Source organism: Pseudomonas sp. TWI929 (genome assembly GCF_039673335.1).
Lineage (GTDB): Bacteria > Pseudomonadota > Gammaproteobacteria > Pseudomonadales > Pseudomonadaceae > Aquipseudomonas.
Window position 1 is genome coordinate 26,691 of the sequence record NZ_JBDJLK010000021.1, and the last position, 21,074, is coordinate 47,764.

A 21,074-nucleotide genomic window follows, 5' to 3' on the forward strand; every position below is an offset into this window, starting at 1 on the left:
ACATGATCAAGCACTGGATCAACGGCCGTGAGGTCGAGAGCAAAGACACCTTCGTCAACTACAACCCGGCCACTGGCGACGCCATCTGCGAAGTGGCCAGTGGCGGTGCCGAAGAAGTGGCCCAGGCCGTAGCTGCGGCAAAAGAAGCCTTCCCGAAATGGGCCAACACCCCGGCCAAGGAACGTGCGCGGCTGATGCGCAAGCTGGGTGAGCTGATCGACCAGAACGTGCCGAAACTGGCCGAACTGGAAACCCTCGACACCGGCCTGCCGATCCACCAGACCAAGAACGTGCTGATCCCGCGTGCCTCGCACAACTTCGACTTCTTCGCCGAAGTGTGCACGCGCATGGACGGCCACACCTACCCGGTCGACGACCAGATGCTCAACTACACCCTGTACCAGCCGGTGGGTGTATGCGGCCTGGTCAGCCCGTGGAACGTGCCGTTCATGACTGCCACCTGGAAGACCGCGCCGTGCCTGGCGCTGGGCAACACCGCAGTATTGAAGATGAGCGAACTGTCGCCGCTGACCGCCAACGAACTGGGCCGCCTGGCCGTCGAAGCCGGCATCCCCAACGGCGTGCTGAACGTGATCCAGGGGTACGGCGCCACTGCCGGTGACGCGCTGGTGCGCCACCCGGATGTACGCGCCATCTCGTTCACCGGCGGCACCGCCACCGGTCGCAAGATCATGCAGACTGCCGGCCTGAAAAAGTACTCGATGGAACTGGGTGGCAAGTCGCCGGTGCTGATTTTTGAAGACGCCGACCTGGAACGTGCACTGGACGCCGCGCTGTTCACCATCTTCTCGCTGAACGGTGAACGCTGCACCGCCGGCAGCCGTATCTTCATCCAGGAAAGCGTGTACCCGCAATTCGTTGCCGAGTTTGCTGCACGCGCCAAGCGCCTGATCGTCGGCGACCCGACCGACCCGAAAACCCAGGTCGGCTCGATGATCACCCAGCAGCACTACGACAAGGTCACCGGCTACATCCGCATCGGCATCGAAGAAGGCGCACGCCTGGTCGCCGGTGGCCTGGAGCGCCCGGCCAACCTGCCGGCGCACCTGGCCAAAGGGCAGTTCATCCAGCCCACCGTGTTCGCCGATGTGAACAACAAGATGCGCATCGCCCAGGAAGAAATCTTCGGCCCGGTGGTGTGCCTGATCCCGTTCAAGGACGAGGCAGAAGCGCTGCAACTGGCAAACGACACCGAGTACGGCCTGGCCTCGTACATCTGGACCCAGGACATCGGCAAGGCCCACCGCCTGGCGCGTGGCATCGAGGCCGGCATGGTGTTCATCAACAGCCAGAACGTACGTGACCTGCGCCAGCCGTTCGGTGGTGTGAAAGGCTCTGGTACCGGGCGCGAGGGTGGGCAGTACAGCTTCGAGGTCTTTGCTGAAATCAAAAACGTGTGTATTTCCATGGGTAGCCACCACATTCCGCGTTGGGGCGTATAAAGCCGTCCCGAGCGGTCAGGTAGCCCCTGTGGGAGCGGGTTCACCCGCGAAGAAGCCAACGCGGTGGCTGGCACCGGCTGCGCCGGTGTTCACGGCTAAAGCCGCTCCCACAGGAGACTGCGTCGGCCTTTTAAGTTTCGCCAGACCGCTGCTCCCACACGACAACAACATCCCTCAACGGAGCTTTCCATGGGCAAACTCGCTCTCACTGCCAAGATTACCCATGTACCGTCCATGTACATGTCCGAACTGCCGGGGCCGCGCCAGGGCTTTCGCCAAGCGGCCATCGACGGCCATCACGAGATCAGCCGCCGCTGCCGCGAGCTGGGCGTGGACACCATCGTCGTGTTCGACACCCACTGGCTGGTCAACGCCAACTACCACGTGCTGTGCGGGCCTCACTTCGAGGGCGTGTACACCAGCAACGAGCTGCCGCACTTCATCAGCAACATGCCCTACGCGTTCCCCGGCAACCCCGAGCTGGGCCAGTTGCTGGCCGCAGAGTGCAACCGCTTCAACGTCGAGACCATGGCCCACCACGCCACCACCCTCGCCCCGGAATACGGCACCCTGGTGCCGATGCGCTACATGAACCAGGACCAGCACTTCAAGGTGGTCTCGGTGTCGGCTCTGTGCACCTCGCACTACCTGGCCGACAGCGCCCGCCTGGGCTGGGCCATGCGCAAGGCGGTGGAAGACCACTACGACGGCACCGTGGCGTTCCTGGCCAGCGGCTCGCTGTCGCACCGCTTCGCGCAGAACGGCCAGGCACCGGACTTCGCCACCAAGGTGTGGAGCCCGTTCCTGGAAACCCTCGATCACCGCGTGGTGCAAATGTGGCAGGACGGCGAGTGGGAGGCCTTCTGCGGCATGCTCCCGGAGTACGCCGCCAAGGGCCACGGCGAAGGCTTCATGCACGACACGGCGATGCTGCTCGGTGCGCTGGGCTGGTCCGACTACGACGGCAAGGCCGAGGTGGTCACGCCCTACTTCGGCTCTTCCGGCACGGGCCAGATCAACGCGATCTTCCCGGTCACCCCGCAAGACGGCAGCGCCATCCCGGCAGCCCAGGCCGCCAACCCGGCTGCGGTGGTGTCCACCAGCCGCCTGTGACCCTCGTTTCGCTGCTGGCCGCCCAAGCGGGTGGCCAGCCCTTCCTCACCTAGGAGGCCCCGCATGCCGCACCTGGTTCTGCTCTACACCCCCGACCTTGAACAAGACGCCGACATCCCCGGCCTGTGCCGCGCCCTGGCCGACACCATGCTGGAACAGCGCGACGGCGACGGCAAAGCCGTATTCCCCACCGGCGGCACCCGCGTGCTGGCCTACCCCGCCGCACACTGCGCGGTGGCCGACGGCAAGGGCGAATACGGTTTCCTGTACGCCAACCTGCGCATGGCCACCGGCCGCAGCGCCGAGGTTCACAAGGCAGTCGGCGACAACCTGCTGGCGGTGCTCAAGGCCCGCCTCGACCCGCTGCTGCAACAACGCCCGATCGGCATCACCGTGCAGATCGACCACAGCACCGCGCAGGTCTACGACGCCAAGCACAGCACCTTGCACCCGCTGTTCAACCGCTAGCGCCTGGCACTTCCCGACTCATTACAAAACAAGTACAAGAACATGAGCACACTCGAACAAGCCTCACCGCGCACGGCCCGCATTGACCGGGCCGACAGTACCCACCGGGCAGTCACCTGGCGGCTGATGCCGCTGTTGCTGGTGTGCTACCTGTTCGCCCACCTGGACCGTATCAACATCGGCTTCGCCAAGATGCAGATGAGCCAGGACCTGCACCTGTCCGACACGGTCTATGGCCTGGGTGCCGGGCTGTTCTTCATTGCCTATGCGTTGTTCGGCGTACCCAGCAACCTGATGCTCGACCGGGTCGGCCCGCGCCGCTGGATCGCCTGCCTGATGGTGGTGTGGGGGCTGTTGTCGACCGGCATGCTGCTGATCGAAAGCAGCAGCGCGTTCTACCTGCTGCGCTTTGCCCTGGGCGCGGCCGAAGCCGGGTTCTTCCCGGGCATCCTGGTGTACCTCAACCGCTGGTACCCGGCCGGGCGCCGCGCCCAGGTAACCGCACTGTTCGCCATTGCCGTGCCGTTGGCCGGGGTGGTCGGCGGGCCGGTGTCGGGGGCGATCCTGGCCTTCATGCACGACACTGGCGGGCTGCGCGGCTGGCAGTGGATGTTCCTGCTTGAAGGCGCGCCGGTGGTGCTGCTGGGCCTGGTGGTGCTGGCGGTGCTGCCGGAACATTTCGAGAAGGTGCGCTGGCTGAGCGATCAGCAAAAAGCCTCGCTGCGCGCCCAGTTCGGCGAAGAGGAACAGCGCAAACCGGTTACCTCGTTCGGCGCCATCTTCGCCAGCCGCGCGCTGTGGCTGCTGGTGGCGGTGTACTGCGCGGTGATGCTGGCGGTGAACACCCTGGCGTTCTGGATGCCCAGCCTGATCCACAGCGCCGGGGTCGGCAGCGACGCCAGTGTCGGCCTGCTCAGCGCCGTGCCGTACCTGGCCGGCTGCGTGTTCATGCTGGCCTGCGGCCGCTCCAGCGACCGCAGGCGCGAACGCCGCTGGCACCTGTGCGTGCCGCTGCTGATGGCCGCCACCGGCATCGCCATTGCCGCCATTGCCCCCGAGCAGGCTATGCCGGTAATGGCCGGCCTGGTCTTGGCCGGCATGGGTGCCAGCGCTGCGCTGCCGATGTTCTGGCAACTGCCACCGGCATTCCTCAATGCCCGCACCCAGGCCGCTGGCATCGCCTTGATCAGCTCGCTGGGCAGCATCGCTTCGTTCTTCACCCCCTACTTCATCGGCTGGGTACGCGACACCACCCACAGCGCCAGCCTGGCGCTGTACGTACTCGCCGTGTTCATCGCCCTGGGCGGCCTGCTGGTGCTGCGCACCCGGGCCGCCATCGTCAATCCCTGAATCAAGAGGCTGTCACCATGCTAGACAACGCTTTCATTCAACAAGCCGCCGAACGCCTCGACCAGGCCGAACGCTCCCGCGAGCAAGTGCGCCAGTTCTCGCTGGAGCAACCTGGCATCACCATCGAAGACGCCTACGCCATCCAGCGCGCCTGGGTAGCGAAAAAGATCGCTGCCGGGCGCAAGCTGGTCGGCCACAAGATCGGCCTGACTTCGCGCGCCATGCAGGTGTCGTCGAACATCAACGAACCCGACTACGGCGCCCTGCTCGACGACATGCTGTTCGATGAGGGCAGCGACATCCCCTTCGAGCGCTTCATCGTGCCGCGTGTGGAAGTGGAGTTGGCGTTCATTCTCGGCAAGCCGCTGAAAGGCCCCAACGTCACCGTGTTCGACGTGCTGGACGCCACCGAGTGGGTGATCCCGGCGCTGGAAATCATCGACGCACGCATCCAGCAGGTCGACCCGCAAACCCAGGCCACGCGCAAGGTGTTCGATACCATTTCCGACAACGCGGCCAACGCCGGTGTGGTCATGGGCGGCCGCGCTGTACGCCCTACCGAGATCGACCTGCGCAAGGTGCCGGCAGTGCTTTACCGCAATGGTGTGATCGAAGAATCCGGGGTCAGCGCCGCCGTGCTCAATCACCCAGCAAAAGGTGTGGCGTGGCTGGCCAACAAGCTGGCGCCGTACGACGTCACCCTGCAGCCAGGGCAGATCATCCTCGGTGGCTCGTTCACCCGCCCGGTGGCCGCACGCCCTGGCGACACTTTCCACGTCGACTACGACATGCTCGGCTCGATTGCCTGCCGCTTCGTTTGAGGACCTGCCCATGGACATGCCCATCAACCATTTCAAGCAACGCCTGCGCAGCGGTGAGCCGCAGATCGGCCTGTGGCTCGGCCTGGCCGACGCCTACTGCGCCGAGCTGGCGGCCAATGCCGGTTTCGACTGGCTGTTGATCGACGGCGAGCACGCGCCCAACGACCTGCGCGGCATGCTCGCGCAATTGCAGGCGGTGGCACCCTACCCCAGCCAGGCGGTGATCCGCCCGGTGATCGGCGATACCGCGCTGATCAAGCAGGTGCTGGATATTGGCGCGCAGACCTTGCTGGTGCCGATGGTGGAAAGTGCCGAGCAGGCGCGTCAGCTGGTCAGCGCCATGCATTACCCGCCCAAAGGCATTCGTGGCGTGGGGAGCGCTCTGGCACGGGCTTCGCGCTGGAACAGCATTGCCGGTTACCTGGACCAGGCTGACGAACAGATGTGCCTGCTGGTGCAGATCGAGAACAAGCAAGGCCTGGCCAACCTGGACGAAATTGTTGCCGTGGACGGTGTCGATGGGGTGTTCATCGGGCCGGCTGACCTGAGTGCGGCGATGGGGCACCGGGGTACCCCTGGGCACCCGGAGGTACAGGCGGCGATTGAAGACGCGATCGTGCGGATTGGCAAGGCTGGCAAGGCTGCCGGCATTCTCAGCGCGGACGAGAAGCTGGCGCGGCGCTACATCGAACTGGGCGCGACGTTTGTGGCAGTGGGGGTGGATACCACGGTGCTGATGCGCGGGTTGCGCGAGTTGGCGGGCAAGTTCAAGGATACCCCGGTGGTTGGCAATGCTGGGGGTGGTGTGTACTGAGGCACCTGCGTGGATGGCACGGGCTTCGCCCGTGTTCGCGGGCAAGCCCGCTCCCACAGGGATCGCGCCAGCTTTTAGAAATTGAGCAAGACAGTTGCTCCCACAGGTTTTGTGCTGGATTCAGATACAGCGCAATCCTGGGCTCAAATGTTGATCAGCGCTTTAAGCACCGTCTTGAAGGTATCCAGCTGCTCTTCACTGAACTGCCCAAACACCTTGTCCTGCTGCTCCCTGGCAATCGTCCACAGTGCCTCGGTCTCATCCACGCCCTTCACCGACAACCGCACCCTGCCCTCGTCATCGGCAATCAGCCCCTTGCGCTTGAGGTTGGCCACTGCCTCGTCAATCTCCCGCGCCGGCATCGCCACTTCACGTTGCAGGTCGTTCAGGCTCAGCCCGGCATCGTTCTCCAGCACCATCAGCATGCGCGCCTCGCTGGTACGCAAGCCGGTGCACAATTGGCGCGGCTGGTAGTCAGCCTGGTACGCACGCAGGGCCTGGGTCATCAGGTAGTACAGGTTGTGCTGCAATCGGCCCTGGAAGTGGCTGCTCTGCGCCTGCCCTTCGGCACGCGGGGTCATGCGGGTGTGCGGCAGCACCATCGAATAGGCACCCTGGTGGTACAGCAGCGGCGAACGCCCGAAATCATCGAACGCCACCACTTTGCCCACCAGGATCCAGTGATCGCCACCGTCCAGCTGCTGGTACTTTTCACACTCGAAGCGCGCCGCGCAGTCGGCGAGCAATGGTGCGCCGCCAGCGCCGGTTTCATAATCGATCCCGGCAAAACGATCTTCCTTGGGCCGGGCGAAATTGTTCGACAGGTCGATCTGGTCAGCAGCCAGAATGTTCACGGCAAAGTGCGAGGCCTCTTCGAACACTTCATGGCTGGTGGAGCGCTTGTCGATGCTCCACAGGATCAGCGCCGGGTCCAGCGACACTGAGTTGAAGCTGTTGGCAGTGACGCCGACCTTGCGGCCACTGGGGCCAGCGGCTGTCACCACAGTCACGCCGGTGGCGAAGTTGCCCAGGGCGCGGCGGAAGGCACGTGAATCGAAGGTTTCATTGGACATGCAAGACTCCCGGGCAGGCCAGCCGGCCTGCCCTGTTTGTTGTTGTGCTTGTAGGTGGGGTGGTTCAGCCAAGGGCCGGCTCAGACCATGGCCGGGTCAGGCTCCAGGCCCATCAGCTCGCGGCCGAGAATTTGCGCGCACACGTCGTAGTCGGTGTAAGCGTGGGCACCGGTCATGTGCGAGTCGCGGAACAGCCGCTGCAGTTCGTTACTCTCGAACCAGGCGCCGCCGCCGGCCGCTTCCATCAGGCGGTCCACGGCCTGGATGCACATCTTCACCGCGTAGCCCTGGTTGGTACGCCAGAACGCCAGCGTACCGCGTGACGGGTATTCATGGCGGGCGCTGTGCTCGGCGATATCGGCCCAGCTCTTTTCCAGCAGCGCACGCGCTGCAGCAACCTGGTGCGTCGATTCGGCCAGGCGCATCAGCGCCGGGGTGGCGGCGCCCACGGCAGCACCGGTGTAGGCGCGCACGCGGTTACGGGTCTTCTCGCGGAACACCTCGAGCATGCGCTCGGCAATACCGAGGCTGACGGTGGAGAAGCCGCTGGCAAAGTACGGGCGGTACGGGGCGAAGAAGATCTTGCTGTCGGGGTACAGGTCAAAGCCCGCCGACTTGCCCTCCATCATGTCCTTGGCTTTCTGGATACGGTGCTCAGGCACAAAGGCATCACGCACGATCAGGGTCTTGCTGCCACTGCCGCGCATGCCCACGGCGTACCAGTCATCACGGATTTCATAGTCGCTGCGCGGCAGGACGGCAAAGCAGTAATCCTGGGTGCCTTCGGCGTTCATGCGGCGGAAACCGAGAATTGCCCATTCGGCATGATCGCAACCGGAACTCCAGCCCATTTCGCCACTGAACGACACGCCACCCTCGACCTCTTCGGTGCGGCCGAACGGCGCGATACTGCTGCTGGCGGTGGCGTCCGGGTCGTTGCCCCAGACATCCTGCTGCAGCTTGGGCGAGAACATCGCCATCTGGTGGCTGTGGGTGCACAGCAGGCTCATGGCCCAGGCGGTGCTGGCACAAGCGCCCGCCAGCAGGGCGATGCACTGGGCGAATTCCGGCAGGCTGATCTCCATGCCGCCGTATTGCTTGGGCAGGAAAGCGCGGTGCAGGCCGATGCTTTTCAGCAAGGCGATATTCTCTGCCGGCACGCTGCGGTCTTGCTCGGCCCGCATGGCATTGGCAGCGATGGTTGGCAGGATTGATTTGAGGTCTTCCAGAAGCGGGTTTGGCTGGTTCATGAACGGTCTCATTTTTATTGGATTCGAAGACGCGTTCAGTATGTGGTTGGCGTTTTGCCGGCGGAATGCACGTTACGAGGGGAACATTGCACTTTCCATGGCTCGCAGAGATTGCCCCGTAACAGGCATTGACCCGTGCATTTTCGATCACCACAATCCCACCCTCAAGACGCGCGCGGCCCGCCGCGCCCCTGACGGAGCGATGCTGTTGAAAGACCTTTCCCCCTCTGCGCTACGGGTGTGCGATGCCGCCGTCGGCCACTTCGCCGAGTACGGCTACGACGCCTCTTCGCTAAACGAAATCGCCCAGCTGGCCGGCATGCGCAAGGCCTCGCTGTACGCGCATTTCGCCAGCAAGGATGCCTTGTTCGTGGAGGTGTTCCAGCGGGCGCTGGTGCAGGAAACCGCCTTTGTCGAACACGGCTTCGCCGAGGAAGAGCGCAACGCCCTGGCACCCGGCCACTGGCTGGCGCTGCACCTGGCCGAGCGTTATCGCGACTCGGCCGAACTGCGCTTCGTGCTGCGCACGGCGTTCCTGCCGCCGACCGAGATCAAGGCGATTGTGACCTCGGGCTTTGAAAAGTACCTGGATGGCGTGCGCGAGGGCTTCTGCCAGGCCCTGCAGGTTCGCCAGCGCTGGGCCGATGAGCAACTGGCGGTGTATGCCGATGCCTACCTGGGCATCATCGACAGCCTGCATGTAGAGCTGATGTACGCCACCCCGGCCGCCTACGCACGGCGCGCGACAGCATTGCTGAAACTGCTCGACGACTCGCTGTCACTGCAGCGCTGACGCCTGGCGCGTCAGGGTTTGATTTTCTTCATTTCATCCAGCAGCTGCATCAGCTGCTGCAGCTTGTCCTCGCCGAACTGGGCGAGGATCTTGTCGTAGTTGCGCGCCATTTCCGCACTCATCGCCAGGAATGCCTGCTGCCCCGCCTCGGTCAGGTCGATGAACACCCGACGCTGGTCTTCCGGCGACTTGCGCCGCGCCACGATGCCATCGCGCTCCAGGCGCTTGAGCACCCCGCTCATGCTTGGTTTGAGAATGCAGGCCAAGTCGGCCAGCTGATGGCTTTCCAGTTCGCCCTGCTGGCGCAGGATGCGGATCACCCGCCATTGCTGCTCGGTCAGTTCATGGGCATTCAATGCCGGGCGGAAAAACGCCATGGTGGCTTCACGCGCCTGCAGCAAGGTCAGGGTCAGGGAGGGTCTTGGTGTGCTCATGCTTGCTCGGGAGGGCTGGAAATTGCAAACCGGCGAGTATGCCAGTGCATAATCATTAATACATTAATAGAATGATTTCTACCCATTTCCAGGTAGCAATGCCAGCCGCCGGTTGCGCCTGGCAGGCTGGATACACGCGTTGGCAGGCAAGAACAAGACAGCTACCAAGCGACAGGCGCTCAATGGCCGCATGTGCCAGCGCCCCGCAAAACGGCCCTATCACAATTCCAATTCAGCAGGCTGCGCCATGATCACCCTCGAGAGCCCCACCTATTACTCGGCGACCAAGAAGTACAACCTCAGCTTCCCCACCCTGGAAAGCGACATCGAGGCCGATGTGGTGGTCATCGGTGGCGGCTTCTCCGGTATCAACACCGCACTGGAGCTGGCGGAACAGGGCGTGACCAATATCGTCGTGCTGGAAGCCCGCTACCTGGGCTATGGCGGCACCGGGCGCAACGGCGGACAGATCATGGCAGGCATCGGCCACGACCTGGAAAAGATCCGCAGCAGTGTCGGCGACCAGGGTGTGCGGGAGATTTTCGAGATCAGCGAACTGGGCGCCGGCATCATCAAGGACCGCATCGCCCGCTACGCCATCGACGCCGACTTCTGCCATGGCTACGGCTACATGGGCTTCAACAGCCGCCAGGAACAGACCCTGCGCAAGTGGGAAAAGGAATTCAAGGCGATCAATACGCGCGACGAAATCCGCTTTCTCGGCGGCAGTGAAGTGCGCCAGATCATCGGCAGCAATGCCTACAGCAGCGCACTGCTGCACATGGGCGGTGGCCATGTGCATTCCCTCAACCTGCTGCTCGGCGAAGCGCAGGCACTGGTCGGCCATGGCGCACGCATCTTCGAACACAGCCCGGCATTGGAGGTGACCTACGGCGAGCGCATCAAGGTGCGCACCGGCCGCGGTTCGGTGCGCGCCAGCAAACTGCTGTGGGCCTGTGACAGCTTCCTCAACAAGCTGGAACCCGAACTGCACGCGCGCACCATCAATACCTACGCCTTCCAGATGATGACCGAGCCGCTGCCAGACGAACTGATCGAACGCATCAGCCCGATCCGTGGCGCCTACAGCGACATTCGTCCGGTGATCGACTACTACCGGGTCACCCGCGAGAATCGCCTGCTGTTCGGCGCCGCCACCCCCTTCATCGAGCACATCCCGCTGGACCTGAAGGCCTGGAACCGCGCCCTGATGCTGAAGATTTTCCCCTACCTCAAGGACGTGCGCATCGACCTGGCCTGGGGCGGCCCGATGGCCACCAGCGCCAACCTGTTCCCGCAGCTCGGCACCCTCAGCCAACGGCCCAATGCCTTCTACGTACAGGGCTACTCCGGCTTTGGCGTTACCCCTAGCCACATCATTTGCAAGATCCTCGCCGAAGGCATGCTTGAAGGCTCCAGGCGCTACGACCTGGTCAGCTCGGTGAAGCATGCACGCATGCTTGGCAAGGACCACCTGCGCCCGCTGCTACTCACCGCCGGCAAGACCGTGCACCAGCTGTCGGGCTACTTCAACGGCCGCCGTTGAACATTTTTGACTCAACCCTGGAGAACTGCCATGACCCTTACCGCCGCCAAGCAAGGCGTACAACTTTCTGAACTCGATGCCTGGGGCAGCGTTGCCGACCTGGGCTCGGAAATCCTCGAAGGCGAGGTAAAAGCCTTTGGCAAGATGACCTACGGCGCGCCGGATGACGCCGTCAGCAGCGCTTATTTTGGCACCACGCGCGGCAAGTTCCGCATGGTTTACCCGTTCGACGAACAGGCGGTGATCGTCACGGGCGAGATCCAGCTGACCGATGAATCCACCGGCCAGGTCACCCGCTACAAAGCGGGTGATGCCTGGTTCGTGACCAAGGGCACGCCGGTACTGTGGGAAGTGCTGAGCGAGTCGTTCGTCAAGCATTACCTGGCGGTGGCCTGAGCGCGGTAATCCTTCGGCGAACGTTCGAACTGCTTCTTGAACGAGCGGCTGAAATGCGCCGAGTCGGTAAACCCCCATTTGTAGGCAATCGAGGTTATCGACTCGCCCCTGAAGAACGGGTTGGCCAGGTCATCGGCACTGCGCTTCAGGCGCGCCCGCTGAATATAGCGGCATACGCTATCGCCCTGCTCCTCGAACAACCGGTACAGGTGGCGCACCGAAATGTTCAGGCGTTCGGCCAGGTTGGCCGGGGTCAGCCCAGGCTGAGACAACGACTCGTCGATCACCTGCTGCACATAGCCACGCAGGTTGGCACCGCTCAACGCCCCAAGGTTGCCCGGCGCCTCGCCATTGCGTTCGAACCCAGGCTCCAGCAACGCAATGAAGGCGGTCTGCAGCGCATCGCCCTGGGCGCAATCGCCGCTCACGTTGCCGTCCTTGCACAACTGGTCCATCAGCACATGCAGCATGCGCCCGCAGGCATTGCTCGACGAGATCTTGCCAAACATCGGGCCACTGCCCTGCACATATTTGCGCACCTGCTCGCGCGACAGGGCCAGCGAGACATGCTCGATCAAACCGCTAGGGGCAATCTCGCAACGCCCCACCGAATCCATCAACAGCAACTCGCCCGGCGCCAGGTTCACCTGCATGCCGCCCTGGGATACGGTCGAATGCCCCGCACGTTGGCTGACCAGGAAGCAATGCTGGTCGTCATCAAGGCTGGGGTTTTCACCCAGCCGGCGGATGTTGCCGGCGTTGGTGCGCAGGTTGGCCAGCGGCAAGCCTGCGCGGGAAAAGGTGGAGACCTCGCCGATGAACAGCGAGTGATTTGACGCAAGCTCCGTCTCGAAACGGCCACAGATCTGCTGCATGGCCGTGGTCCAGCGTTCCAGCCCCTGACGGTTGGATTGTTGAGTATGCATGGCTGCCCTCGACGCAGGATTTGTTGTTATGCGCACATTGTTAACATGTTATCGATGCGCATACAACTGTCATCATTTGTCGCTAGACACAGCAAGGCATGTGCCAAGCTGCGTCAGAGGGCAGGAAGCAAACGGCTGAACTGAGCCAGGCTGGCCATCAGGTGCGCCCGCTGCTGCGGGCTGATCGGAATGTAACGGCGGAACGCCGGCATGCGGTTGACCACTTCGCTGCCGCCCATGTGCTCCAGCGTCAGCAACCATTGGCCATCGCGGCAAACCAGGGTCAGGCGCTTGAAGTCCAGCGGCATCAGCGCCGTCACCAGCGCTGCGTGCTGCAGCAACCGCTCACGCAGTTGCGCAAAGCGTGCCCGGTCGCCGTTGCAATACACACAGGCCAGCCCGGTACGGCGCAGCGCACCGGTATGGCGCAGCTCCAGGCTGACCTCGCCCCCTTGTGGGGCGGGCAGCTGCAACTGGAATTCGCAGGTGACAATGTGCATCAGCAGGTGCGCTTCGACGCGTTCGTGCACCGCAGCCCGCCAGCCCTGCGCAGGGTCGTGGAGCACCCCGGCCTGCGTTATGCCCTGTTGCCCCAGGTTGCGCGCCAGGCACGCGAGCGTGGCCCCGGGGCGGTAGCCGGCGGGCGCCCGCGGGGCCAGCAGCCGTTCACGCAAACTTCTGATCATGCTGCATAGGCTCCACGACGTGGCCCGGCTCGGCGGCGAACTCCTTCTCCAGCACATCCTCGACCCGCGCCGGCTTGAACGGGTTGACCTTCTGCACGCACAGCGTCCAGAACAATGCGTAGGCTGCCGTAGCGCCAAGCATGATGGCAAACGGCACATAGACATCGGCCGGGTTCATGCCCGGTGGCGTGATGAACGCCATGCCGATCAGGATGCCGCTGCTGGAGATGATCTGTGGCAGCGGGAACAGCGGCGAGCGGTAGGCACGCGGCAGGTCCGGGCGGCGAATGCGCAGGATCACCACCGACAGCGTCACCAGCAAATAGGCGGTGCTCCAGGCGCACACGGCGGCCAGCACCAGGTGCAGGATGTTGTCCGGGTTGCCGCCCAGGTACCAGGCATGCAGGCAAGGGATCAACGCCACCACCAGGATGCACAGCAGCGGTGTCTTGAAGCGCGGGTGCAGGTAGGTGAATACCTTTGGCAGTGCACCATCGACCGCCATGCCGTAGAGAATGCGCGGCACGCCGGCCATCAGCGTGTTGATGGTCGCTGCCCCGGCGAACAGGAAGCCGATGCCAAGCCACACCGGGCCGATATCGCCCATCACCTGCTCGGCGAAGCGCGGGATGGCCATGGGCGTGTCCAGCAGGTGCACACCGCTGGCGGCATCGAGCACCACGTTCTCCACCTGGCGCTTCATCGCTGCACCGTAGATGAACATGCAACTGGCCACGCCGAACAGCCCCAGCGCCATGGCCCGTGGCAACACCCAGGCCGAGCGGCGCAACTCGGGGGCCAGCGGCGTGACGAACTCGCAGCCGACGAACATGAACATGGCCATGCCGATCAGCGACAAAATGGTCATCAGGTCGGTGCCTACCAGCGATACGCCGAACGGGCCGTCCAGTTCCACCGCCGGGGCGGCGATCAGGCCCAGCACGCCGAACACCATCAAGGTGGTCCACATGCCAAAGGTGAGTACCACTTCGGCTCGACTGAAGGCGCTGACGCCAAAGGCATTGAGCACCGCGAATGCGAGCACGAAGCACACCCCCAGCAGCCATGAGCCACCGGCGGATTCGGCCAGGGTGTTGAGGTGCTCGAAGTTCACCAGCGCCATGACCCCCGAGAGGATGGTTTCGGCGGTACCGGCAAACACATGCACGATCAGGTAGGCCGACAGCGTACCGGTGATGGCGAAGAAGCGGCCCATGCCACAGTTGATGTAGTCGTACACCGAGCCTGTGGTCGGCAGGATCGACGCCGCCTCGGCAAAGGTGGTGGACTGCGCCAGCATCATCAGTGCGGCAATCACCATGGCCACGGCAAAGGCGCTGCCGCCGATGCCGAAGCCCATGGTGGCGGTGAGGATCACCGGGCTGGCCATGATCAGCCCGACGGTGCTGGCCAGTGCGGTGGGGAAACCGACCGTGCCGCGGTTGAGGTGCTCGGTGAGCTTGTTATTGAGTGACATCGTTATGCCCCGGCTTGTTTTTGTGGCGTTGAACGAGTGGTTACTGTGCGCTGCGGGCGGCAGGGCGTCTTGCCAATGGCTGCCGCCGGGTTTGTTGCTGGCTGCCAGCCATCGCCTCCGAACACAACACCGCTCCTACAAGGGACCGCGCAAGGCTGACCAAAGCCTTGGCAGCCTCAGTCATGCCGCTGTCACGCAGACGCAAGCACCCGCCTTGCCCGCTCTCTATGCTCCATGCTCCACCTGCCCCCGGAGTTCGCATGAGCGACATCACCCTCCTCCCCGCCGTCACCGCCTTCCTGGCCAGAGAGCATGGCGTGTTCATTCACGGCCAGACCCTGGCCAGCCAATCCTCTGCGAAAATCGCCGTGGTCAACCCGGCCAACGGCCAGACCATCGCCCACATCGCCGACGCCAACCAGGCCGACATCGACCATGCCGTCAGCTCCTCGCGCCAAGGCTTCAGCACCTGGGCGCACACCAGCCCCGCCGCCCGCGCCGCGGTGCTGTTCAAGCTGGCCGACCTGCTGGAAGCCAACCGCGAGGAACTGGCGCAACTGGAGACCTTGCAGTCCGGCAAGCTGATCGGCATTTCCCGTGCCTTCGAAGTAGAGCAGGCCGCGCATTTTTTGCGCTACTACGCCGGCTGGGCAACCAAGATCACCGGCCAGACCATCACCCCGTCACTGCCCTCGTTTGCCGGTGAGCGCTACAGCGCCTTCACCCTGCGCGAACCGATCGGTGTGGTGGTAGGCATCGTGCCGTGGAACTTCGCCACCATGATCGCTATCTGGAAGCTGGCCTCGGCCCTGACCACCGGCTGCAGCATTATCCTCAAACCCAGCGAGTTCACCCCGCTGACGTTGCTGCGCATAGCCGAACTGGCCACCGAAGCGGGCCTGCCGGCCGGGGCCCTGAACGTGCTGACCGGTGGCGGCCTGGTGGGCAAGGCACTGATCGAGCACGAAGGCACCGACAAAGTCTCGTTCACCGGCTCCGTACCCACCGGCATCGCCGTTGGCCAGGCCGCCATGGGTGCCAAGCTGACCCGCGCAACGCTGGAACTGGGTGGCAAGAACGCAGTGGCCTTCCTGCCCGACGTGGCAACCGACAAGGCGGTGGACGGCATCATCGAGGCCGGCTTCCTGCACTCGGGGCAAATCTGCGCCGCTGGCGAGCGCTTTTACGTGCACCGTTCGCGCATCGACCCGCTGCTCGACGCCCTGTCCCAGCGCCTGGGCCAGCTGAAAATCGGCTCGCCGCTGGACGAAGCCACCCAGTTCGGCCCGGTGGCCAACAAGCCGCACCAGCAGAAGCTGGCCGAACTGTTCGCCATTGCCCGTGCCGAAGGCAGCCAGATCATTCACGGCGGCACCCTGGGCGACGGCCCCGGCTGCTTCGTCGAGCCCACGGTGATCCTCGCCAAGTCACCCAGCGACACCCTGCTTAACCAGGAAACCTTTGGCCCAGTGGCAACCTTCCTGCCGTATGACGACGAAGACGAACTGCTGCAACTGATGAACGCCTCGCCCTACGGCCTCAGCGCCAGCCTGTGGACCAACGACCTGGGCAAGGCCATGCGCATGATCCCGCAGATCCAGGCCGGCACCTTGTGGGTGAACATGCACACCCTGCTCGATCCGGCCGTGCCGTTCGGCGGCATCAAGGCTTCCGGCATTGGCCGCGAGTTCGGCTCGGCGTTCATCGATGACTTCACCGAACTGAAGTCGGTGATGATCCGCTACTGACCCCGCCTCTGGCCAAGGCGTGCAAACGCCTTGGCAGCCACGAACAAGACCCCGCCCCACCGCACACGCCCTAATAGGCCATCGCCGCCAACCGCGATGGCCCCTCGCCAGTCCGAGGGAGCCCCCGAACAACGAAGGTCGCCATGCAGGTGGCCGAGAACAATCGAGGGATGTGTAAATGGTCAAACCACAGACGCTGTCCAGCCTGGCCCTGGCAACCTTGCTGGCCAGCCAGGCCGCGCCGGCCTATGAGCTGTACGCCGACGAAGACAGCCACCTGAACGCTGACATGCTGGCGGTATGGGGCATGTTCAACAGCCGCAAGAACTACGACGGCACTGCAGGTGGTTCCACCTGGCGCGAAGGCTTTATCAAATATGGCCTAAGCGGTGACCAGGGCCTGGCCGGCAACGGCACGCTGTATGGCAGCCTGAACTGGGTCAGCTCAGCCACCTGGGGCGATGGCGATGCAGCCGGCAATACCGACGGTAGCGAACGCACCACCAAGATCGAGGACGCCTTCCTCGGTTGGCGCTCAGGCGACCTGTTCCCAGTGCTGGGCAAAGATGGCGTGGATGTTTCCGCAGGCCGCCAGACCATCCGCCTGGGCAGTGGCTTCCTGATCAACGACGACGGCCCCAACCTGGGCAATGGCGTGGCCGATGGCGCCCTGAACCGCGGCGGCGCCTACTACCTGGCCGCCCGCCATGCCTTCGATCGCACGGCCATGCTGCGCCTGGGTGGCAGCGATGGCCTGCATGGCAGCCTGTTGTGGCTGAAATCCGACAACCGCGCCCAGGCCGAAACCGAGCTGGCCGCCGGTACGCTGGACTACACCCATGCGCTGGGCACCTTGGGCCTGACCTGGATTCATGGCATCGACGTCACCGACCAATGGGCCAGCGAGTTCCAGAAAGCCCGCGAAGGCATGGACGTGTACAGCGCGCGGGGCGAAGGCAACGCCGGCATCGACAATGCCAGCTTCGCCTTCGAATACGCCTGGCAGGACAAGACCGACGGCCCCGAGCAAGCCTGGTACCTGCAGGCCGGCTACACCTTCGCCGACCTGCCCTGGGCGCCGCAGGTCACCTACCGCTATACCCGCTATTCGGCGGGCTGGGACCCGCTGTTCAGCGGCCTGTCCAGCGGTTACGGCACCTGGTTCCAGGGTGAAGTCGCGGCCAACTACGCCGGCCCGTTCAACAGCAACACCGGCATCCACCATGTGGGTGTGAAAGCCACGCCGCTGGAAAACCTCACGGTCGGCGCGCTGTATTTCGACTTCGACACCGTGCGTACCCGCGACAGCCTCAACCTCGATGCCCGGGAGCTGGACCTGTATGTGGAATGGGCAGTCAGCGAGCACCTGATCATCAGCCCGCTGGTGGGGCTGTACCAGCCGCGCAAGGACGAAAGCAATGGCGGCAACCAGGTGGGGGGGAATGGCACCAACGTTTACAGCCAGTTGACGGTGGCTGTGCCGTTCTAAACCGCATCAACGCGGTCCTTGTGGGAGCGGCCTTGTGTCGCGAAAGGGCCGCAACGCGGCCCCAGAATTTCAGCCTCACAGCATAAATGGCTGGGACCGCTCTGCGGCCCTTTCGCGACACAAGGCCGCTCCCACAAGGATTGCGCAAGCCTTGAACCTTCAGCAAGACAGTTGCCCACACAAGGACCGCAGGGCTTCCTGAAGGATTTGACCTTGCCCGGCCCGGCACATAAAATTCGCCAACCTACCGACCGGTAGGCGAAAAATCAGCCAGAGAAAACCATGCAAGAAGATCCCTCCCCCCCGCTACCTTTCCGCTTCGCCCTGGGCCTAGGCCTGGTCGGCGCCCTTGGCCCATCCGCCGTCGACATGTACCTGTCGAGCCTGCCGGAAATCGCCAGCCACTATCAGGCCAGCTTCACCCGCGTACAGCTGACGCTGACCTTCTTCCTGCTGGCCATGGGCGCCGGCCAGCTGATTTTCGGCCCCATCGTCGACGCCTATGGCCGGCGCAAACCGTTGCTGGCCGGCCTGTTGCTGTTCACCCTCTGCTCACTGGGCGCAGCCGCAGCACCCAGCCTCGACACGCTGATCGTGCTGCGCTTCTTCCAGGGCCTGGGCAGCGCGCTGACCCTGGTGGTTATCATGAGCATGGTGCGTGATGTCAGCCAGGGCGTGGCCGCCACCAAACTGTTCGCCCTGCTGATGACCATCGAAGGCGTGGCGCCGATTCTGGCACCGGCCCTGGGCGGTGTGATCGACGCGCATTTTGGCTGGCGAGCAGTGATGCTGGTGCTTGCCGGCATGGGCCTGGCGGTGTTCGCCAACAGCCTGCTGAACCTGCCGGAAACCCTGCCCGCCAACAAACGCGAACCGCTGCATCTGGGCCACGCCTGCCGCACGTACCTGGCAATCCTCGGCGACCACCGCTTCCTGCGCCCGACCCTGGCCGTGGCTGCCGTGTTCTTCTTCCTGTTCGCCTACATCGGCGGTGCCACCCTGGTGTATCAGGCCCACTACGGCCTGAACGCCCAGGCCTTCGGCCTGTTGTTCGGCGCCACCGGCGTGTCGATCCTGTTCGGCGCCATGGCCGCCAGCCGCCTGATCAGCCGCCTGGGCCTGAACAGCCTGACCCGCCTGGGCGTGCTGTGCATGGCCGGCGGCACTTGCATCAGCCTGCTCGGCGCACTGACCGGCCTGGGGCTGCCCAGTGTGGCCGGCGGCATGGTGCTGGCGCTGTTCGGCTTAGGTATAGCCGAATCGACGCTGATGTCGCTGGTCATGGCCTCGCAGGAAAAGGCACTGGGCTCCACTGCCGCGCTGCTGGGTGCCATCCAGCTGTCGGTGTCTGCCGGCGCGGCACCGCTAGCCGCAGTAGTGCTCAACCTCGGCCCGACCGCGTGGGCCGCGCTGCTGGCCCTGTGCACCCTGGTGGTGTGCCTGCTGACCGCCCTGAGCCTGCGCGACACCCCCGCCAGCTTCTCGCTCGCCGGCCATTGAAGCGCTGGCACTGACGGTCAACTCGGCTGGCAGGCAGGCACAAGACGACCTACCAGTCGTTAGCGAAACTGGTTGCCTCGAAACCAACAACAAATCCGACGGCAGCCAGCCCTGCGAGACCCGCCATGACCCTCGATACCAGAATTGACTTCATCTACCTGTCCGAGCAGGACATGATCCGCGCCGGCGTCACCGACATGCCAGCCTGCGTCGACACCATGGAAGAAATGTTCGGCCTGCTGTACCAGGGCGACTACCGCATGGCCGGCCCGAACAGCGATTCGCACGGCGCGATGATCACCTTCCCCGAGCACTCGCCGTTCCCAAACATGCCCAAACCCACCGCCGACCGGCGCATGATGGCGATGCCGGCGTACCTCGGTGGCAACTTCCAGACCGCAGGCGCCAAGTGGTACGGCTCGAACATCGCCAACCGCGAGAAGGGCCTGCCGCGCTCGATCCTGATGTTCACCCTCAACGATGCCGACACCGGTGCACCACTGGCGCACATGTCGGCCAACCTGCTGTCGGCCTACCGCACCGGCGCAATCCCAGGCGTCGGTGCCCGCTACCTGGCGCGCAAGGACGCCAAGGTCATCGGCCTGGCCGGCCCGGGGGTAATGGGCAAGACCACGGTCGCCGCGTTCATGGCCGTCTGCCCGCTGATCGACACCATCAAGATCAAGGGCCGTGGCCAGAAGAACCTTGATGCCTTCGTCGCCTGGGTGAAAACCAGCTTCCCGCAAATCACCAACGTGCAAGTAGTGGCAACCCTGGAAGAAGTGGTGCGCGGCTCCGACCTGGTCAGCTACTGCAGCTCCGGCGAAGTCGGTGACCCCAGCCAGTACCCGCTGGTGCGCCGCGAGTGGGTCAAGCCTGGCGCATTCCTGGCCATGCCGGCGCCTTGCAGCATCGATGCCGGCATGGAGCTGGCCGACGTGCGCAAGGTGGTGGACAACACCGGCCTCTACGAAGCCTGGTTCGAAGAGCTGCCCAAGCCCGCGCACAACCATGTGCCGCTGGTGGGCGTGCGCTTCATGGACATGATCGCCGAAGGCAAGCTGGCCGCCGAGCAAGTGGAAGACATCGGCAAGATCATCAGCGGTGACGCACCGGGCCGCCTGCATGACGACGAAATCATCCTGATGTCGGTGGGTGGCATGCCCGTCGAGGACGTGGCCTGGGGCACCGTGGTGTACCGCAAGGCGCTCGAGCAAGGCATCGGCGTGAAGCTCAACCTCTGGGAAACCCCCGTTCTCAGCTGATCCCCAACCACCAGACAACAAGGCAAGGCCCAATGACCCAGATCATCAAACTGAAAACCGGCTCCAAGTTCGAAGACATGGCCAGCTACTCCCGCCTGGTGGCGGTGGACAACTGGATTCATGTGTCCAACACCGCCGGGCGCAACCCGCAGACCCAGCTCATTCCGGAAGACGTGATCGAGCAGACCCACCAGGTGTTCGCCAACATCGAAACCGCCCTGGCTGCGGTCGATGCCAGCCTGGCCGACGTGATCAACTCGCGGGTGTTCATCCAGGACCCGGCCGATGTGCCACGGGTAATGGACGTGATTGGCGAAAAATTCCGCGGCATCGACCCGGCCACCACGGTCACCTGCCCACCGCTGGGCTCGACCGTGTACAAGGTCGAGCTTGAAGTCACGGCCTACCGCGGCGCGGGGCAAGCACAAGTGACCATGATCCGCCTGGGTCAGTAAGGCCACT

Annotated in this window: 20 protein-coding genes; 14 read left to right on the plus strand and 6 right to left on the minus strand. The window is 64.0% G+C overall.

Annotated elements, in window-relative coordinates; all coding sequences use genetic code 11:
• Positions 1-2 precede the first annotated feature (2 nt).
• The 6 genes from hpaE to hpaI all read left to right on the plus strand — a co-directional run bounded on the left by hpaE (position 3) and on the right by hpaI (position 6,029).
• On the plus strand, positions 3-1,463 hold the full coding sequence (gene hpaE / locus ABE456_RS11590; RefSeq protein ID WP_198750851.1) for a 5-carboxymethyl-2-hydroxymuconate semialdehyde dehydrogenase: 1,461 nt from the start codon (positions 3-5) through the stop codon (positions 1,461-1,463).
• 189 nt (positions 1,464-1,652) lie between these two features.
• Positions 1,653-2,576, plus strand: a complete 924-nt coding sequence (gene hpaD / locus ABE456_RS11595) for a 3,4-dihydroxyphenylacetate 2,3-dioxygenase (RefSeq protein ID WP_346644035.1) — start codon at positions 1,653-1,655, stop codon at positions 2,574-2,576.
• A 63-nt stretch (positions 2,577-2,639) separates the two neighbouring features.
• Positions 2,640-3,044, plus strand: coding sequence for a 5-carboxymethyl-2-hydroxymuconate isomerase (locus tag ABE456_RS11600; RefSeq protein ID WP_346644036.1), 405 nt, complete (start codon positions 2,640-2,642; stop codon positions 3,042-3,044).
• Between the two features lie 42 nt (positions 3,045-3,086).
• The gene (locus ABE456_RS11605; RefSeq protein WP_346644037.1) at positions 3,087-4,394 is read left to right on the plus strand and encodes an MFS transporter; all 1,308 of its coding nucleotides are present in this window, start codon (positions 3,087-3,089) and stop codon (positions 4,392-4,394) included.
• Between the two features lie 17 nt (positions 4,395-4,411).
• Entirely contained in the window at positions 4,412-5,215 is an 804-nt protein-coding gene (gene hpaH, locus ABE456_RS11610) for a 2-oxo-hept-4-ene-1,7-dioate hydratase (protein WP_346644038.1), read from the plus strand.
• Positions 5,216-5,225: 10 nt separating this feature from the next.
• Positions 5,226-6,029, plus strand: a complete 804-nt coding sequence (gene hpaI / locus ABE456_RS11615) for a 4-hydroxy-2-oxoheptanedioate aldolase (RefSeq protein WP_346644039.1) — start codon at positions 5,226-5,228, stop codon at positions 6,027-6,029.
• Positions 6,030-6,172: 143 nt separating this feature from the next.
• Here hpaI and ABE456_RS11620 read toward each other — a convergent pair whose 3' ends face one another.
• Positions 6,173-7,102, minus strand: a complete 930-nt coding sequence (locus ABE456_RS11620) for a p-hydroxyphenylacetate 3-hydroxylase reductase component (RefSeq protein ID WP_346644040.1) — start codon at positions 7,100-7,102, stop codon at positions 6,173-6,175.
• Positions 7,103-7,182: 80 nt separating this feature from the next.
• Positions 7,183-8,352, minus strand: coding sequence for a p-hydroxyphenylacetate 3-hydroxylase oxygenase component (locus ABE456_RS11625; protein WP_346644041.1), 1,170 nt, complete (start codon positions 8,350-8,352; stop codon positions 7,183-7,185).
• Positions 8,353-8,554: 202 nt separating this feature from the next.
• On the opposite strand from ABE456_RS11625, the gene ABE456_RS11630 reads away from it, so the two are divergent.
• On the plus strand, positions 8,555-9,145 hold the full coding sequence (locus ABE456_RS11630; RefSeq protein ID WP_346644042.1) for a helix-turn-helix domain-containing protein: 591 nt from the start codon (positions 8,555-8,557) through the stop codon (positions 9,143-9,145).
• 11 nt (positions 9,146-9,156) lie between these two features.
• Here the strand turns inward: ABE456_RS11630 and hpaR are convergent, their stop codons facing one another.
• On the minus strand, positions 9,157-9,579 hold the full coding sequence (gene hpaR / locus ABE456_RS11635; RefSeq protein WP_346644043.1) for a homoprotocatechuate degradation operon regulator HpaR: 423 nt from the start codon (positions 9,577-9,579) through the stop codon (positions 9,157-9,159).
• Between the two features lie 247 nt (positions 9,580-9,826).
• Here hpaR and ABE456_RS11640 point away from each other — a divergent pair, with 247 nt between their 5' ends.
• Together ABE456_RS11640 and ABE456_RS11645 are read left to right on the plus strand one after the other, a co-directional pair.
• Positions 9,827-11,125, plus strand: coding sequence for an FAD-binding oxidoreductase (locus ABE456_RS11640; RefSeq protein WP_346644044.1), 1,299 nt, complete (start codon positions 9,827-9,829; stop codon positions 11,123-11,125).
• A 30-nt stretch (positions 11,126-11,155) separates the two neighbouring features.
• Positions 11,156-11,521: a cupin domain-containing protein gene (locus tag ABE456_RS11645; protein ID WP_043199763.1), complete on the plus strand. Its 366-nt coding sequence runs from the start codon at positions 11,156-11,158 to the stop codon at positions 11,519-11,521.
• On the opposite strand, the gene feaR is transcribed toward ABE456_RS11645, so the two are convergent.
• The 3 genes from feaR to ABE456_RS11660 form a co-directional block, all read right to left on the minus strand.
• On the minus strand, positions 11,503-12,447 hold the full coding sequence (feaR, locus tag ABE456_RS11650; RefSeq protein ID WP_346644045.1) for a transcriptional regulator FeaR: 945 nt from the start codon (positions 12,445-12,447) through the stop codon (positions 11,503-11,505). The genes ABE456_RS11645 and feaR overlap by 19 nt on opposite strands.
• 113 nt (positions 12,448-12,560) lie before the next feature.
• Positions 12,561-13,133, minus strand: a complete 573-nt coding sequence (locus ABE456_RS11655) for a DUF3156 family protein (protein ID WP_346644046.1) — start codon at positions 13,131-13,133, stop codon at positions 12,561-12,563.
• On the minus strand, positions 13,114-14,610 hold the full coding sequence (locus ABE456_RS11660) for an APC family permease (RefSeq protein WP_346644047.1): 1,497 nt from the start codon (positions 14,608-14,610) through the stop codon (positions 13,114-13,116). The genes ABE456_RS11655 and ABE456_RS11660 overlap by 20 nt, the downstream gene beginning before the upstream one ends.
• Before the next feature lie 260 nt (positions 14,611-14,870).
• Here ABE456_RS11660 and ABE456_RS11665 point away from each other — a divergent pair, with 260 nt between their 5' ends.
• The 5 genes from ABE456_RS11665 (at position 14,871) to ABE456_RS11685 (ending at position 21,067) form a co-directional block, all read left to right on the plus strand.
• Positions 14,871-16,358, plus strand: a complete 1,488-nt coding sequence (locus ABE456_RS11665) for an aldehyde dehydrogenase family protein (RefSeq protein ID WP_346644048.1) — start codon at positions 14,871-14,873, stop codon at positions 16,356-16,358.
• A 178-nt stretch (positions 16,359-16,536) separates the two neighbouring features.
• Positions 16,537-17,847, plus strand: a complete 1,311-nt coding sequence (locus ABE456_RS11670) for an alginate export family protein (RefSeq protein WP_346644049.1) — start codon at positions 16,537-16,539, stop codon at positions 17,845-17,847.
• A gap of 282 nt (positions 17,848-18,129) precedes the next feature.
• Positions 18,130-19,347 (plus strand): multidrug effflux MFS transporter, encoded by a 1,218-nt coding sequence (locus tag ABE456_RS11675; protein ID WP_346644050.1) that lies wholly within the window; start codon positions 18,130-18,132, stop codon positions 19,345-19,347.
• A 125-nt stretch (positions 19,348-19,472) separates the two neighbouring features.
• A complete protein-coding gene (locus ABE456_RS11680; RefSeq protein ID WP_346644051.1) occupies positions 19,473-20,612 on the plus strand; it encodes a tyramine oxidase subunit B in 1,140 nt (379 codons plus the stop codon).
• A 32-nt stretch (positions 20,613-20,644) separates the two neighbouring features.
• The gene (locus tag ABE456_RS11685) at positions 20,645-21,067 is read left to right on the plus strand and encodes a RidA family protein (protein ID WP_284354765.1); all 423 of its coding nucleotides are present in this window, start codon (positions 20,645-20,647) and stop codon (positions 21,065-21,067) included.
• Positions 21,068-21,074 lie beyond the last annotated feature (7 nt).